Raw genomic sequence first — 15,663 nt, 5'->3', positions numbered from 1 at the left:
GTCAGGGGTGGGGGTTGGGGTCGGCGGCGGCGGGGCCGCCTCGGCCGGTGGTGCGGGGCTGCTCGTAGCCACCTTCGGGCGGGACCATCTCGGCGCGGACGCCGAGCAGCCGGATGGGTCGGTTGTCGTCAAGCCCGCGCAGGAGGTCCATCGCCGTTGCCGCGATGGCCGACGGATCGAAGGTCGGCTCGGGCAGCTTGCGAATGCGCGTCGTCGTGAAGAAGGGCGCGAAGCGCACCTTGAGGTGGACCCGCGCGCACGCCCTCTCCTCGCGCCGAATGTCCTCGACGACCTGTTCGGAGAGCAACAGGATCGCCGCCTCGATCTCGGCCGGCTCGACGAGGTTGGACTGGTAGGTCGTCTCACGGCCGTGTGCCCGGGCGATCCAGGGCGTGTCGTCGATGACGGTCGCTCCGAGTCCGCGACCGAGCCGTCCGTAGTGCGGCCCCATCCGCGGCCCGAACTCGGCGGTCAGCACCTCGTCGTCGGCATCGGCGAGTTGCTGCACCGACTCGTAGCCGTGCTCCGCGAGCCGGGCGGCGATCCGGTTGCCGACTCCCCACAGGGCGGTGGTCGGCCGCTCCCCCATGACCTCGAACCAGTTGTCACGCGTGAGGACGAACGTGCCCTGCGGCTTGCCGAAGTCGGTCGCGATCTTGGCGCGCACGGTCGTGTCCCCCACACCGACGGAGCAGTGCAGCTCCGAAGCCTCGAGCACCTCGGCCCGGATCGCGTCGGCGTGGGCCACTGCCTCGGCCACGTCGTCGCCGGGCGTCGAGATGCCGACGAAGGCCTCGTCCCAACCGAGGACCTGGACGACGGCTCCGGGATGGGCGCGCACGGTCTCCATGACGACGGCCGAAGCCGCGTCATAGGCCGGGCCGTCCACCGGGAGGAACACGGCGTCGGGGATCTTGCGGAAGGCGAGCTTGAGCGGCATACCGGAATGAACGCCGAAGGCGCGCGCCTCATAGGACGCCGTCGAGACGACGGCCCGCTCGGTCGGGTCACCCCGGCCGCCGACGACGACGGGCAGCCCGGCCAGCTCCGGGCGGCGCAGGATCTCGACCGCCGCGATGAACTGGTCGAGGTCGACGTGAAGCACCCATCGGGCCATGCCACCAGTGTGCCGTGAGGCGGGGACACCGATGGGGCCAAGCCGCGTGCATAGGGTGAAGGCATGGACTTGGGTGACCTCACAGAACGGATCTAGTACATCTCTGCGGGTTACGCCGACCTGCACGATGTCGAGCGCACCGATGAATGGATCCTGCTGAAGCTCACCGAGGAGGTGGGGGAGCTCGTCCAAGCGCACTTGACCTCGTCGGGTCAGAGCCGCGACCGCGGCTGTGGTGAGGACGCACAGCGCAGAGCGACCGAGGACGAGCTGGCTGATGTCGTCAGCATGTGTCTGGTCTATGCCCATCGGCAGGGCATCGACGTTGAGCAGGCCATCGAGCGGAAATGGTTTCGCCACGAGCAGCACCACCGCAAGCGTGGTTTCACAGCGGCGTCACCCAGGGACCAAGCCAACTGAACCGCTCGACCACCTGACTCACGCGGGCACGAACCCAGACGGGCAAGCGTTGAGGCTCACATGAAGCCTGCCGCAGACGAGAACTGGTCCATCAGCGACCTCGCGAGCCGCTTCGACCTGCCCACGCACGTCCTGCGCCACTGGGAGTCGATCGGCCTGCTCGAGCCGCGGCGTGACACCTCCGGCTACCGCCGCTACGGGCAGGACGATCTCGTGCGGATCGCGATCATCCAGCGCAACAAGCTCGCGGGCATGACGCTCGAGCAGATCCGGGTCCTCCTCGACGCCGAGGCCAAGGACCGGCACGAGGTTCTCGAGGGACACCTGCGCGATCTCGAGGAGCGGATGCTGGCTCTCGAACGCTCCCGCGAGATGACCGAGCACGCCCTGCGGTGCCGTGCCCACGACATCACGGCCTGCCCCCGCTTCGTGGCCGCCGTGCAGGACGTCATCGATGGCCGCGCCCACTTCGAGGTCACCACCTCCTGACCCCCGCCAACGCAGTCAGAGTCATGGGCTTGGATGAGCCCATGCGTGATGTCGTGGTCGTCGGAGGCGGGATCGTCGGTCTCGCGACGGCACTCGAGATCCTGCGCCGGCGACCGGGTGCTGACGTGCTGGTCATCGAGAAGGAGACCGAGGTCGCGCGACACCAGAGCGGCCACAACAGTGGCGTGATCCACGCGGGCGTCTACTACGCGCCCGGCAGCCTCAAGGCCAGCTTCTGTCGCGAGGGTGCGGCGCGAACCCGCGCCTACTGCACCGAGAAGCGAATCCCGTTCTCCGACACCGGGAAACTCGTCGTCGCGACCAACCCCAGGGAGGTCCAGCGGCTCGACGACCTGACCGAGCGCGCCGTCGCGAACGGGCTCACCGTCACTCCCCTGTCGGGCACAGCCCTGCGCGAGAGGGAGCCGCACATCACCGGACTGGCCGCCCTCCACGTCCCCGCCACGGGGATCACGGACTACCCCGCTGTATGCCGTGCGCTCGCCTTCGACATCTCGGCCGCCGGTGGCGTCGTCCGCGCCTCCACTGCGGTCACCGCGATCCACGAGTCCTCGGCCTCGGTCACCCTGACTCTCGTCGAGAACGGTTGGGAGAGCGTCGAATCCGCGCGTCAGGTCGTCGTGTGTGCCGGGCTGCAGGCCGACCGGCTCGCGACAATGTCGGGTCTCAACCACGGCGCCAACTCCTTCCAGATCGTGCCGTTCCGTGGCGAGTACTACCGCCTACCGGTAGTCCACAACGACCTCATCGACGCGCTCATCTATCCCGTGCCCGACCCTGCGATGCCCTTCCTCGGCGTGCACCTCACCCGCACCATCGACGGTGGCATCACCGTCGGCCCCAATGCCGTCCTCGGCTTCAGTCGAGAGGGCTATCGCAAGGGCTCGATCAACGTGCGCGACCTCGCCGCACTCGCCCGTTTCCCCGGGATGTGGCAGGTCGCCCGCACCCACTGGCGCACTGGCCTCACAGAGCAGTGGGACTCCTTGCGCCGACAGGGCTACCTCGACCTCGTCCGTCGCTACTGCCCAGAGCTCACGCTCGACGACCTCCTTCCCGAGCCGGCCGGCATACGCGCTCAGGCCGTCCTGCGGGACGGCACCCTCGTCCACGACTTCCTGATCCGCCGGACCGACCGCACCGTTCACGTCTGCAACGCGCCGTCGCCCGCGGCGACCTCGGCCTTCCCCATCGCCGAGCACATCGTCGATCTCGCAGCGGTCGCCGCATGAACAGTCAGGAACTGCTGGACCTCGCCGCCCGCATCGGTCCCGTGATGGTCTTCCTGATCGCGATGACGGTCGTCGCCGAGGTGGCCGAGATCGCCGGAGTCTTCGATGTCGCAGCGCACTGGACCGCCCACGCCGGGCGGCATCGGACCTGGCTGCTGTGGCTCCTTGTCGTGGCACTGGCGGTGGCCTGCACGATCGTCCTGAGCATCGACACCACTGCTGTCCTGCTCACGCCAGTGGTCATCGCCATGGCCCGTCAGCTGGGGATCGCGGCCATGCCGTTCGCGTTGACGACGGTCTGGCTGGCCAACACCGCCTCCCTTCTGCTCCCGGTGTCCAACCTCTCCAACCTCATTGCGCTGCACCGGTTCTCGCAGCTCGGAGCCGGGACGCACGAATACATCTCCCTCGCGTGGAAGCCAGCGCTGGCCGCGATCCTCGCCACGGTCGTCGTCCTCTTCGTCCTGCACCGCCGCGACCTGCTGACGCGCTACTCCCTCGACCCGCCAGCAGATCCGCACGACCGGGTCCTGCTCTGGATCTCTGGGGGCGTCTGCGTGGCCCTCGGACCGGCCTTCGTCAGCGGCGTCACGCCCGCGATCCCCGCCGTCATCGCGGCGGTCGTGCTCGTGGCGACCCTCGCGTGGCGCTGGCGACCCAAGGTGCGCTCCATCCAGGTGCCGTGGCTCATGGTGCTCGGCGTCTGCGCCCTCTTCATCGTCGTCGACATCGCGATGCGCCACGGCCTCGAGCCCGCCCTCTCTGCCCTCGTGGGCGGAAGCGGCGACGAGGGGAACCTGTGGCGCATCGGTGCCGTGGGGGCCATCAGCGCCAACGTCGTCAACAACCTGCCTGCGTACCTCGCGCTCGAGCCGGTCGCCGACAACTCACCAGCGCGCCTCATGGCGCTCCTCATCGGGGTCAACGTCGGCTCGATCGTGACCGTGTGGGGGTCTCTCGCGACCTTGCTCTGGCGCGACCGGTGTCGTCGCGCCGGGCTCACGATCGATGCGTGGCCGTATGCCGTCCGCAGCCTTCTGTGCGCGGCCGCGGCAGTGTCGGCCGCTCTCCTGGCCCTCAGCCTGGCGTGACGGCGCTGCGCAGCCACGTCGCCACGTCGTCGGCGAAGCTGCCGGGATGGCGCACCCACGTGAAGTGGTCGAAGGCCGGGCCGTCCTCGCCCGCCGGGCGGGTCACGAAACGATGCTCGACCCGCGAACCAGTGAGCTTGTCGGCGAGGTTGTCCACCGAGCCCTGCGGAGCCAGGTCGTCGTTGTCCAGGGTGATCGCGAGGACCGGCAGCGCGACGCCAGAGAAGTCCGGTTCGCCCACCACTGCACCCCGCTCCACCGCGAGATCGCCGCGCCGCGCGAACCGCGCCCACTCGCGCATCAGCTGGCGAGGTTGGCGCCCGCCGAAGCCGACCCGGTCTCCCGGCCAGTGCCCGCGCACGCGCGCCACTGCACCCAGGGTCTGCGTCTGGACGAGGAGCTTGAGCCGGTTCGGGAAGCCGCGCCAGTAGGGCGAGCCCGAGCCGATGAGCACCAGGGCGCTCACCGGCGAGGAGTGCGTGGCGAGATGAACCAGCGCGACCTGACCGCCGAACGAGTGCCCGAGGAACGCGAGCGGCCTTCCGGCCCGACGCTCCTGGGCCACAGCGACAGTGGCGGCAACAACGACATCGGACACGGCGGCATACCCGAAGTCGTGTTTGCGGCTCGCGAGTGGACGACTGACGCCCTGGCCCGGGAAGTCGGCCGAGAGGACGGCGACGCCCTGGGCGGCGAGGGCCGCGGCGAACGGGCCGTAGTAGCCCGCGGCCACGCCGAGCGCCGGGAGCAGGATGACAACCGGGTCGCCCGGGCCTCCACCATCGACGCCGATGACCGAGGTGTGTCCCCCACCGGGCAGGTCCAGATCAGTCACGTGTTCCACCCGAGAACCGTATGCCGCGTGGCAAGGGGCGGGCTCAGAAGGCTGTCGGCGTCCGACTGATCAGGTGCGAGAGAACGATGTTGGTCTCGGTCTTGCGGACGCTGGGGATGGCGCGCAGTGCCTGGACAGCGGCCTCGAGCCGGTCGGTGTCGGCGGCTACCAGCCGGACGATCGTGTCCGCGTCTCCGGTGACCGTGACGGCCTCGACGATCTCGGCGATGGGGCCGAGCGCACGGCGCAGACGGTCCACACCGAGGACCCCATCCGTGTGCAGCTCGACGAGCGCCTCGATCGGGCGACCGAGTCGCTTCTGGTCGACGAGGACCGTGAACCCGGTGATCACACCGGCTCGGCGCAACCTGTCGACACGACGCTTCACCGCCGCCGTCGAGAGGGCGACCTCGAGGCCGATCGAGGCGAAGCTGCGTCGTCCGTCGGCGGAGAGCGAGCCGATGATGAGGTCGTCGACCGCATCGGGCCGGAAGTCGTGGGGCACGCAACGATCGTTCACCAGTCAAAGCAGAAGCGCAACGATGTGCGACCAGACACAATGTTTGGGGCATGGCGTTGCGCCATCGCGTTGCCTAGCGTGAAGTCATGCCACTTCATGACACCGCAGCGATACAGCCCGTCGATCTGAGCGATGCCGAACGCCGGGCGCTGGACACGATCGACCTTGATGAGATCCGGTCCGAGCTGGTGTCGCTGATCGGCATCCCCAGCGTCTCGGGATCCGATGCGGAGTGCGAGATCCAACATGCCCTCGCCCGCCGCCTTGACGAGTGCGGGCTCGACGTCGACCTGTGGCAAGCCGACCTCGGCGCCCTCCGGGCGGACCCGGACTTCCCCGGTGAGGAGGTCGAGCGTTCAGAAGCATGGGGACTGGTCGCCTCCAGCGGGCCAGGGGTGCCCGCGCTCGTCCTCCAGGGCCACGTCGATGTCGTCCCCCCGGGTGATCTCGCCAAGTGGAGCGGCGACCCCTACGCCGCGCGGTTCGCTGGCACCCGGGTGCACGGCCGCGGGGCGTGCGACATGAAGGCCGGGCTGGTCGCCAACCTGGCCGCAGTTCGGGCGGTGCAGAGGGTGGGTCTGCCCACCTCCCGACCGATCGGACTCCACTTCGCGGTCGGCGAAGAGGACGGCGGGCTCGGCGCGTTCGCGACCGTCCGTCGGGGTCACCTCGCCGATGCGTGCATCATCACCGAACCGACCTCCGGCGGCATTGTGACAGCGGCGGGCGGAGCGCTGACCTTCGAGATCCGGGTCGGCGGGGTCGCGACTCACGGCAGCACGGCATACGCCGGACGCAGCGCCCTGAACCACTTCGTTCCCTTCCTCAAGGCGCTCGGGGACCTCGAGAGAAGGCGCAACGAGACCGTGGACCCACTGATGACTGGGCTCCCGGTGGCGTACCCCATCTCGATCGGACGGGTACGGTGCGGCGACTGGGCCAGCTCGGTGCCTGACCTGCTCGTGGCCGAAGGGCGTCTGGGCGTGGCACTCGACGAGGATCCTGCTGAGGCAAGGGCCGCCCTGGAAGAGGCGATTCAGCTCACTGCTCGGGGCGACGAGTGGCTGCGTCATCACCCACCCACGGTGAGCTGGACGGGCGGGCAGTACGCCAGCGGACGTCTGGTCAACGGCGCGCCACTCCTCGGCCTCCTCGGGGGCGCCCTGGACTCCGTGGGCGCCACCACGCCCCGTCAGCCTCGCGGCGTCCCCTATGGCAGCGACCTCCGCCTGTACTCGGGTGCGGGCGTCCCCACGCTGCACTACGGGCCGGGCAGCGCCCAAGTGGCGCACTCCCCGCGCGAAGAGGTCGATCTGCGCGAGGTGGTGCAGGTCGCGCAGACCCTCACCGTCGCGCTGCTGCGTGCCGCATCAGGAGCAACGAGCTGACGGTCCTCACACCGGCGAGCGGGGCGTGGGAGCCTGATGTGCGGACGACAGTTCGCCATGCCTCCCGACAGCGGCCCGAACCAGGAGAAGCGCATGCCCGAGTTCACCTGGCTGCCCGCCAACCAGGCAACAGTCGAGGACGTCGAGGCGGTGTTCGCCACGGGGGGTGCGAAGAAGTGCCGTTGCCAGGCCATGAAGGTGCCTGGCTGGATCTGGCGCGACACGAGCCAGGAGCAGAGAGACGTCGCGCTGCTCGAGCAGAGCGCCTGCGGCACCGCCGGACCGACGTCGGGGCTCATCGGATACGTCGACGGCGAGGCGGCCGGCTGGGTCGCGGTCGAGCCGCGGGAGAACTATCCCAGGCTGTGGAGTCGCAAGCAGCCGTGGATGCGGATGGACCCCGAGCTCGAGGGCGTCTGGTCAGTCACCTGTTTCGTCGTGCGCGCGGGCCAGCGTCAGTCGGGGCTGACCTACGAGCTCGCCGCAGCCACTGTCGAGTACGGCCAGCAGGTTGGCGCGCGCATCCTGGAGGGGTACCCGATAGAGCCGCCGCCGGGCAAGACCGTGATCTGGGACGAGGCGTCGGTCGGGCTGCTGCAGGTCTTCATCGAGGCCGGTTATCAGGTGGTGGCCTCACCCACCCTGCGACGGCGCGTGGTGCGTCAACGAGTTGGTCACCGCCCATGACCCTTTGCTCTTGACGCTGTCCCTACGCTGGGAGAAACGTTCGAGGGCATGGGCAACGCAGCTTGTCCCGGGAAGAGAGTGGTGCAGCGCATGACGCCCACAGCGCCGGGCAGAACCGCACCCGCATCGCCCGAGGACCTTGACGAGCTGTCGCGTGAGGGGATCGTCGCGCGACGAGGTGCCTTCGACGTCGCGTGGGTGGACCGCCTCCACAGCGACGTCCTCGCTGCGTTCGAGGAGGCCCGTCACCGCGAGGGTGGAGCCATCGGGCGGGGACCGCAACGGTGGTACGTCGAGGTCCACCCCGAACAGCTCGACGGCTTCGTCGACCTGGTGACCCACCCGTGGGTGACCGGGATCTGCGAGTCCGCCCTGGGGCAGGACTACGAGATCGTCGAGATCGGGTTCGACATCCCGTTCCCTGGGTCCGCCGACCAGCCGTGGCACCGTGACTTCCCGTCGCCGATCGAGACGCACGAGCAGCGCCGCCTGACGTCCTTGGCGTTCAACATCAGCACCGTCGACACCACCGCGGACATGGGCCCTTTCCAGATCGCCCCCGGCACCCATTACGAAGCCGGCCTGGACTGGCCGCACCAGATGTTCCCGCCCCGATCCGAGTGGCCGCGCTACCAGGAGATGTCGCAGCTGCGCGTGCCGCAGCGAGGCGACATCTCGGCGCGCTCGGCACTGACGCTGCATCGAGGAACGGCAAACCACAGCGAGCTCGCCAGGCCCGTGGTGGTGCTCGGAGTCGATGCCCCCGGGGCGGGACACGCCGAGCTGCACGACCTGATGGTCACCCAGCCCTTCTGGGACAGCCTTCCCGAGCAGGCTCGCCGACACCTCGACGCGCGCGTCGTGGAGATGCTGGAGCCGATTGTCCAGAAGCACGACATCGAAGGTCTCGTCATGGGCGCGACGGACGACTGATTGGCGCGCGCCCCTCAGATTGCGAAGTCCGTGTCACCGGTGCGGCGAGGCTTGGCCTCCGCGCCAAGGTCATCCTCGACCTGGTCGTCCGCGTATGCCGGGTTGCGACTGCCGACCTTGCGTGCGGTCGTGAGGTGACCACCGAGGTATCCGGAGGCCCCAGCGACCGCGGCTCCGGCCAGTGCCGTGGCCATGCCCAGGCCGTGGCGGCGGCGCCCGCGTGCCACCCATGAGGTGAGGTAGAGGGTGGTGGCCACAACATTGAGTACACCGTGGAGCGCGCCAACGCGCTGCGCCTCGCGGCCCGTGCGTGACCACTCCGCCAAGCCGGTGAGGGCGGTGGGACCGACGGCAGCCAGACCGACACCGACCAGTCGCCGGCTCGCGTCACGGTCCTCCGGGCGGCCACGGAGGTCGAGAACCGACGCAGCCGTCCAGCACCCCAGCGGCACGTCGGTCAGCAACGGATGCAGGGCGTGGCCGATGACCCCGGAGCGCAGCAGCTCGCTGCCCGACCAACGGTCCAGCGGTTTGGCTGCCACCGCATAGATGGCTCGCAGGCGGTCGAGGCCCGCGCTCTGCTCGAGGCGCTGGGTGGCGGCGACGAGGGAAGGCGTGGTCTGGAGGGTGCCCCCCGTAATGTCTGTCCCGGCATGAGTATTCATGGCTTCAGGACAACACTGCGTCGACGGTCTTCTTGAGTGCGCTCGGCTGCTCCGGGCGGCGAGGTGCCCCCTTCTTCGCTTCAGCGAGCTCGGCCCCGATCTCGCGCAGCTGGGTGCGGGACAGGCCATCGCGGACCTTGGGGAACCAGTCCTGCTCCTCTTCCTCGATGTGGTGCGTGACGTTCTCGATGAGCACCGTCGTCTTTGCCTCGAAGCGCTCGTCCTTGGGGGTCATCGTCACGAGCTCCATCACGAGCAGGTCGGCGACGTGGTGCTCCTCGTAGGACTCGAGCACGTCGTCCTCCAGCTCGGGGAGGAGCTCGCGCACCCTTGGGTACATCACTTCGTTCTCGATGTAGGTGTGGACCGTGAGCAGCTCGATGATCTGCTCCACGAGCTTGCCCTTGCGAGCGTCGGTCGTGGTGGACTTCTGGAACTCGCGGAACAGGCCTCGGACCTCCTTGTGGTCTGCCTTCAACATGACAATGGCGTCCTGCGACATGGGGTCTCCTCAAAGCACTCTTCTGGCGGGTCTGCTCAGCCCGATCATGCACGACATACCCTGCGGCGAGGGCCTGAAACCCGGGTTTCTTGACGGCCGGGCTCACCCTCAGTCGGCGTGCCTTGCATGACCGTCGCTGGGTTCGGAACCGGCGACGTGGTCGACGTGGCCCGGGACGTGGATGCCGCCGACAGCCTCGCCCGGCCGGGCGACGACGAACTGGCCCATGAGCCCTTGGTCCTCGTGCCGGAGCAGGTGGCAGTGGAACATGTACGGGTTGTTGGCATCGGCGAAGTCGGCGAAGCGCATCCGCAGCTCCACGCTCTCGTTCGGCGCGATGAAGATGGTGTCCTTCCACCCGGCGAGGACCGCCGGGGGTGGGCCGCCGGCATACCGGGTCACCTGGAACTGGACGTCGTGGATGTGGAAGTTGTGCGCCTGCCCGTCGGAGTTGGTGACGTCCCAGACCTCGGTGGTGTCGAGGCGGGAGACGACGTCGACGCGCTCCATGTCCATCTTGCCGAAGTTGGTGTTGCTGCCACTGAGGCTGATCTCACGAGTGGCCGAGACGGGGTCGTCGGAGAGGTCGGGGGCTGGCGCGAGGTCTGAGGGGATGGCGGGGCTGGGGCGCAGGGTCGCGGCCCCGCGCAGCTCGAGGATGTCGAGCCGGTCCGTGTCACCGGTGAAGCGGTTGGTGTCGACGAAGGGTGGGGTGCTCTGCAGGACCGTCCGGTCTCCGGGGCGCACGGTGACGACGATCTCGGCGCGCTCCCCCGGAGAGAGGAGCAGCTCCCTCGTCTCCACAGGTCTCGGAAGGAGGCCACCGTCACTGGCGACCACGGCATACGCCCGGTTGTCGTCGAAGTGGAAGCGGTAGACGCGGGCGTTCGAGCCGTTGAGGACGCGCAGGCGCACGCGCTCGGTCACCACGTCGAGGAACGGGCCGGGTGTGCCGTTGACGAGGACGGTGTCGCCGAGGATGCCGGCGGACTGGAAGAGTCCGTGGGTGTCGTCGAGCTGCGATCCGTCAAAGGCCTTGTCCTGCACCAGGATCGGGAAGTCATCGAGCCCATAGGTCTTGGGGAGCGCGACGTCGTTGGCGTCGTCGATGATGAACATCCCGGCGAGTCCCCGGTAGACGTGCTTTGCGGTCTCGCCGTGCGGGTGGGGGTGGTACCAGAGGGTGGCAGCGGGCTGGTCGACCTGCCAGTGCGGCGACCACGTGCCGCCGGGGTTGATCGCCTGGTGGGGCCCGCCGTCCATGGCCGCAGGGAGGTGCATGCCGTGCCAGTGCACCGTGGAGGTCTCGTCGAGCCGGTTGCTGACATTCACCCTGACCTGCTCACCGCGAGTCGCGCGCAGGGTGGGGCCGAGGAAGGCGCCGTTGAAGCCCCAGGTGCGGGTCGCGCCACCGCGGCCGAGGTCGGTCTCACCCGCCTGCATCGAGAGGTCAAAGGTGCGCACACCCTTGGCGTCGACCGTGGACTTCGCGAGCGGTGGGATCACGAGCGGCCGGTCGAAGTCGACCTTGCCGATGGTGTCGATGCTCGCCGTCGAGAACGACCACGCGATGTATGCCGCGAACCCGCCGACGACGAGGACCACCATGGTGACGACGGCGACGACGAGCCTGAGAGCGGTGCGCATGTCCCCACCGTCGTGGCTGACTACGGCGGTGAACAGGCTTTTCAGGGTGCCCTCAGGGACCCGGTCGGGGGTCGCTCAGGGCCAACCCCCATCCGGGCCACGTCCCGCCCCGCAGCTCGGGGCACCGAGCCGCGGGACGGGGACGCAGCGGGTCAGCGAGGGAACTTCGCCCCTGCCCAACCGGGGCCGTGCCACACCACAGTGGGGAACATGAGCCCGCTGGCGAAACGTCCAGCGTTGATGTTGGTGACGAGGTGCCCCGTGTCCGAGATCGACACGAGGTCGGCGCGTCCGTCACCGTTGAAGTCGGTCGGCGTCGGCAGCTTGGACGCGCTCCACCCACCTCCGACAGACGCACTCGCTCCGAGGGTGACGAAGGCACCGTTGGTTCCTTGGGTGACCCCCGTGTTCCGGAAGGCGCGCAACTCCCCGGAGCCCATGACGCCGAGGATATCCGCGCGGGCGTCGCCGTCGAGGTCCACCACGTGCATGGCGAGGAAGCCGGACCATCCCTCCCCCACTTTCTGCCCGTTGGCGAACATGGCACCCGAGAGGCTTCCGGTGTTGAGGAAGTGCCAGAGCGTGCCGTCCGGCCTGACCGTCATGACGTCGGCGCGTCCGTCGGCGTTCAGGTCGCCGACGAACGGCAGCTCGTTGGCAGCCCACCCCTGCCCAACCGTGAGCGGCGCCGCCCAGGTGACGGCTCCTCCACTCATGCCGTTGTTGCGGAAGGCGAGCAGCCGTCCGTCGGGGAAGACGCCGAGCAGGTCGGCACGTCCGTCCGCATCAAGGTCGGCGGGCCGCACGGCGAGGGTGCCTTGCCAACCGCTGCCGACCTGGACCCCGTCCTTCGCGATGCTGGCGAAGGAGGCTCCGGTGTTGCGGTACTGCATGAGCCGTCCGTCAGGCGTGACAGCAAGCAGGTCGGCGAGGCGGTCGCCGTCGAGATCCGCAGGAACCGGCATCATCGAGGCGCTCCACCCCTCGCCCACTCTCACGCCCTCTGGCTCGAGGTTGGGCCAGTTGTAGGTCGTGTTCCGGTTCTTGTAGGCCATGAGCTCTCCGGCACTGTTGACGGCCAGGACGTCGGCGCGGCCGTCCCCGTCGAGGTCCCCGGCAGGCACCCCTCGGCGCAGGGCGAGCGAGACGAGCGGCGGCAGCACGCCCGGGCTCACCGCTGCTGGCTCGGCCGCGATGGCCGGGAGCTTGTCGAGGAGCTGGAGACGGAGCGCAGCGGCCGTCGCCGTCTGGCCGGACTCCTCCGCGACGAGCAGGTCCACGGCGAGAGTGCCCGCGTCGGCGAGTCGGACAGCCTGCTCCAGCCACGGTTTGGACTGCGTCGCGAGGCTCGTCGTCATCGACTGGAGGTTCGTGCCTGCCGAGCGGATGGACGCGAGCTTCTGCTTGAGCGTGGTGGCAGAGGCGGCCACGTCGGTGTTGGTCCTCAGCGCCTGGCGGAAGGCGTCGATGCTCGCGGCGAGGGCAAGCGAGTCGGACTGCGTGAGCGCCGAGGAGCGGTTGAGCTCGGCAAAGGTCCTCAGGTCAGCTGCACGTGTCCCGCCCAACGCCGACAGAGCGCGAGTCCACGAGTCCTCGGCGTTGTAGCCCTCGGGTTTCCACGCGTAGTCGGCAGCCGTCAGGAGCGGCAGCTGGGACGGGCCCTGCTGGGTCATCTCGTTGAAGAGGATGCCGGGCGCGGAGCTGAGCCCGGCGTCACGACGGTCGACGGGGCCGAGGTGCAAGCGGTCCCAGACCTGGTCGTTGACCGGGTAGTTGTCCCAGATCGCCACGGACTCCCCGTGGCGCGGATAGGTCTTCGTGGCTGCCGCCAGGTCGGCCACCTGGATCTGCGGCGAGATGACCTCCGGGCCGGTCCAGTAGATCCCGACCGCGGAGCTCAGCGCCTGGTCCAGCACAGCCCGGTAGTTGGAGTCGGGGTTGTTGCCCGAGTACTCCGTCGGCACGGTGTAGAGACGCGGGAGGCCGTTGGGTGCGATGAACTGGGTCTGCACGAAGTTCGTGACGGCGGCCTGTGCGCGCGCCCACGCCGCCCGGTCGACCACCTTGGTGCCGTTCGGGCCGGGAGTTCCATAGGCAGCGGTGTCTGCGGGGCACACGAACTCCTCGCCGGCCGCGATGTCGTCCCAGGCCACGACGAACTGGCGAACGCCCATGCCATAGAGGGTCTTCAGACGGTTCACCAGCGTTGCGCGCTCGGCAGCGGACGAGTGGCAGATCCCCGCGGACTGCAACAGCGGGGCGGACGGGGAAATGCGGTAGACGACGTCCACGTGCAGAGGCTTGGCCTTGGCGACGATCGCCGCGAAGTCGTTGAGCTCGTCGGAGGAGTACTCATCGCGCCACGTGCCTTTCCCGGACAGACCACCTGTGTGCGGGTCGATGGCCGGGCCGTAGAAGAAGGTGTTCATCTTGTTGCGGGCCAGGACCTCGACCTGCTCGAGCCGGTCGGCCGTGGTCCAGCGAGCGACACCGTCGGGCGGCGGGTTGGCGGAGTCCATGCCTCCGCGGAACCCGAAGCCGGGCCAGTCGTTGATGGTAACGCGATCGACCGCCGCACCCGTGGCGTCGGGCGTGAGGACTTGGCGCAGCGTCTGAGCGGCGTAGAACGTGCCCGCCTTGTCGTGCCCGGAGAGCACGACGCGCTTGCGACCGCCCGAGTCCGTGCCGCTGGCCAGGACGTAGCCCTCAGGCTTGCGCGAATCGGGGGCAGCGACCACTCCCAGCGCAGTCAGGGCCGGGGCGCTCGCGGCAGTCTCGCTCGGTCCACCCACATAGATGGTGTCACCCGTGCCGGGGTCCGTGGTCCTCGTCGTGACCGACGTGCCGCTGGATGCCAGGGCAGCCAACGTGGCCGTGACCGCGGCAGGGTCAGCCCCCGCGCCCCGGACAACGGTGACCGACGACGTGAGGTCGAGGCGAGCCCCCGTCACCGTCAGCTGCTGCGGGCGAGGGCTGATCTGCGGCGCCGCAAGGGCGCTCGCCGCGGGAGTGCTCCCAGCGGGATTGCTCCCAGCGGGAGTGCTCGCCGCGGGGCCTGCACCGGTGCTGACTGCCGCGAACGCGGCCAGAGCGATCGGCGCGAGCCCTCCGCCCACCACTGCCCTGCCCTGCCGTCGTCGATGTGTTCTCTCGGGCCGCATCTGACGCCTTCCTTCACTGACGGCGTGCTCCCTGGTGAAGCGTCGGGTCGCTGGTGCGATCCGTGCCGTGGTCGGAATACTGGACTAGACCACAGCATTCCGTCAATGGGTCAGCTCACGGTCAGGGAGCTCGCCGCCCCGACGTGCATCTCGATGGCGTAGCGGTCGCCGCGGTAGAGCGACCGACCGAACTCGACGACCCTCCCCATGTTGTCGAGGGCTGTGCGCTCCACGAGGAATGCGGGATCCCCCTCCGCCACAGCGAGTTTCGTCGCGTCGCGGGCGGACAGTCGGGAGATTGAGACGCGCTGCCGGGCGCTCTCGAGGCGGATGCCATAGAGGCGCTGGATGAGGCCGTACAGGGACTCGTCAGCACTCATCTGGGCGCGGAGACCGGGGAAGCGGTCGAGGGAGACGTTCGTCCGCTCGAGCGCCATGGGCTCCCCGTCGGCGGTGCGGACACGTTCGATGTGCAGGATCTCGGACCCGGGCTCGACACCGAGTGCCGTCGCGATGGCCTGGGTCGCCCCGCGTGTCGAGGACCGGTAGCCCAGGGACCCCGGCTCCAGACCGCGGAGCCGCATGTCGTCGCTGAACGAGCGGAACGTCTCGGAGTGCGTGAGCTGCGGGTGCTTGACGAACGTGCCCCGCCCGGGGACCCGCGTGGCGAAGCCCTTGCTCGCGAGCTCGTCGACCGCGCCGCGGACCGTCATGCGCGACACCCGGAAGTGGTCGGCCAGGGCGCGCTCGGACGGCAGGAGGGAGCCGGCTGGCGTCGCCTGCGCAGTGGCCTGCAACGCCTCGAGGATGTGCTCGCCCTTGGTCTGGCCGTGCTTGGGCGGCTGCGCGGCGAGGGAGTCGACCGTCACCTCATGCCGATGTCTGGGCACTCGGCCTCCTCCTGGATAGGTGCACACACCCTAGCTCCACGGCAGTCCAACGCTGTGCCGGTCAT

At 69.2% G+C, this 15,663-nt stretch carries 15 protein-coding genes; 7 read left to right on the top strand and 8 right to left on the bottom strand.

All coding sequences use genetic code 11. The features are described from left to right. Window position 1: 1 nt before the first annotated feature. Entirely contained in the window at window positions 2-1,117 is a 1,116-nt protein-coding gene (locus ACFQRE_RS04295) for a DNA polymerase IV (protein WP_380119303.1), read from the bottom strand. A 174-nt stretch (window positions 1,118-1,291) separates the two neighbouring features. On the opposite strand from ACFQRE_RS04295, the gene ACFQRE_RS04290 reads away from it, so the two are divergent. The 4 genes from ACFQRE_RS04290 to ACFQRE_RS04275 are packed head-to-tail and all read left to right on the top strand — an operon-like array spanning window position 1,292 to window position 4,370. After that, a complete protein-coding gene (locus tag ACFQRE_RS04290; protein WP_380119301.1) occupies window positions 1,292-1,537 on the top strand; it encodes a hypothetical protein in 246 nt (81 codons plus the stop codon). 60 nt (window positions 1,538-1,597) lie between these two features. Beyond that, complete coding sequence (locus ACFQRE_RS04285; RefSeq protein WP_380119299.1) at window positions 1,598-2,026, top strand: MerR family transcriptional regulator; 429 nt, start codon at window positions 1,598-1,600, stop codon at window positions 2,024-2,026. Window positions 2,027-2,067: 41 nt separating this feature from the next. Next, complete coding sequence (gene lhgO, locus ACFQRE_RS04280; protein WP_380119297.1) at window positions 2,068-3,279, top strand: L-2-hydroxyglutarate oxidase; 1,212 nt, start codon at window positions 2,068-2,070, stop codon at window positions 3,277-3,279. Beyond that, on the top strand, window positions 3,276-4,370 hold the full coding sequence (locus ACFQRE_RS04275; protein ID WP_380119295.1) for an SLC13 family permease: 1,095 nt from the start codon (window positions 3,276-3,278) through the stop codon (window positions 4,368-4,370). Before lhgO ends, ACFQRE_RS04275 begins: the two co-directional genes overlap by 4 nt. On the opposite strand, the gene ACFQRE_RS04270 is transcribed toward ACFQRE_RS04275, so the two are convergent. Next, on the bottom strand, window positions 4,357-5,205 hold the full coding sequence (locus ACFQRE_RS04270; protein ID WP_380119293.1) for an alpha/beta hydrolase family protein: 849 nt from the start codon (window positions 5,203-5,205) through the stop codon (window positions 4,357-4,359). The genes ACFQRE_RS04275 and ACFQRE_RS04270 overlap by 14 nt on opposite strands. 43 nt (window positions 5,206-5,248) lie before the next feature. Next, window positions 5,249-5,710, bottom strand: a complete 462-nt coding sequence (locus ACFQRE_RS04265; RefSeq protein WP_380119291.1) for an Lrp/AsnC family transcriptional regulator — start codon at window positions 5,708-5,710, stop codon at window positions 5,249-5,251. Window positions 5,711-5,811: 101 nt separating this feature from the next. Between ACFQRE_RS04265 and ACFQRE_RS04260 the strand changes: the two genes are divergently transcribed. From ACFQRE_RS04260 to ACFQRE_RS04250, 3 genes are all read left to right on the top strand, one after another. Beyond that, the gene (locus tag ACFQRE_RS04260) at window positions 5,812-7,113 is read left to right on the top strand and encodes an ArgE/DapE family deacylase (protein WP_380119289.1); all 1,302 of its coding nucleotides are present in this window, start codon (window positions 5,812-5,814) and stop codon (window positions 7,111-7,113) included. Between the two features lie 93 nt (window positions 7,114-7,206). Next, on the top strand, window positions 7,207-7,800 hold the full coding sequence (locus tag ACFQRE_RS04255; RefSeq protein WP_380119287.1) for a GNAT family N-acetyltransferase: 594 nt from the start codon (window positions 7,207-7,209) through the stop codon (window positions 7,798-7,800). A gap of 90 nt (window positions 7,801-7,890) precedes the next feature. Continuing rightward, entirely contained in the window at window positions 7,891-8,733 is an 843-nt protein-coding gene (locus ACFQRE_RS04250) for a phytanoyl-CoA dioxygenase family protein (RefSeq protein WP_380119284.1), read from the top strand. A 14-nt stretch (window positions 8,734-8,747) separates the two neighbouring features. Here the strand turns inward: ACFQRE_RS04250 and ACFQRE_RS04245 are convergent, their stop codons facing one another. The 5 genes from ACFQRE_RS04245 to ACFQRE_RS04225 all read right to left on the bottom strand — a co-directional run bounded on the left by ACFQRE_RS04245 (window position 8,748) and on the right by ACFQRE_RS04225 (window position 15,598). Beyond that, window positions 8,748-9,398, bottom strand: a complete 651-nt coding sequence (locus tag ACFQRE_RS04245; protein ID WP_380119281.1) for a DUF2231 domain-containing protein — start codon at window positions 9,396-9,398, stop codon at window positions 8,748-8,750. 4 nt (window positions 9,399-9,402) lie between these two features. Beyond that, window positions 9,403-9,900 carry a hemerythrin domain-containing protein gene (locus tag ACFQRE_RS04240; RefSeq protein ID WP_380119279.1) on the bottom strand — a complete coding sequence of 166 codons (498 nt, stop codon included), beginning with the start codon at window positions 9,898-9,900 and terminating at the stop codon, window positions 9,403-9,405. A 108-nt stretch (window positions 9,901-10,008) separates the two neighbouring features. Next, on the bottom strand, window positions 10,009-11,547 hold the full coding sequence (locus ACFQRE_RS04235) for a multicopper oxidase family protein (protein WP_380119276.1): 1,539 nt from the start codon (window positions 11,545-11,547) through the stop codon (window positions 10,009-10,011). Between the two features lie 152 nt (window positions 11,548-11,699). Further along, entirely contained in the window at window positions 11,700-14,666 is a 2,967-nt protein-coding gene (locus ACFQRE_RS04230; protein ID WP_380119273.1) for a beta-N-acetylglucosaminidase domain-containing protein, read from the bottom strand. A 152-nt stretch (window positions 14,667-14,818) separates the two neighbouring features. Next, complete coding sequence (locus tag ACFQRE_RS04225) at window positions 14,819-15,598, bottom strand: GntR family transcriptional regulator (protein WP_380119270.1); 780 nt, start codon at window positions 15,596-15,598, stop codon at window positions 14,819-14,821. Window positions 15,599-15,663: the final 65 nt, after the last annotated feature.

This window comes from Knoellia pratensis (assembly GCF_042666395.1).
In the GTDB taxonomy this organism is placed as follows: domain Bacteria; phylum Actinomycetota; class Actinomycetes; order Actinomycetales; family Dermatophilaceae; genus Knoellia; species Knoellia pratensis.
Note: the sequence above shows the minus strand (reverse complement) of the source record. Positions and strands in the feature narration are given on the sequence as shown.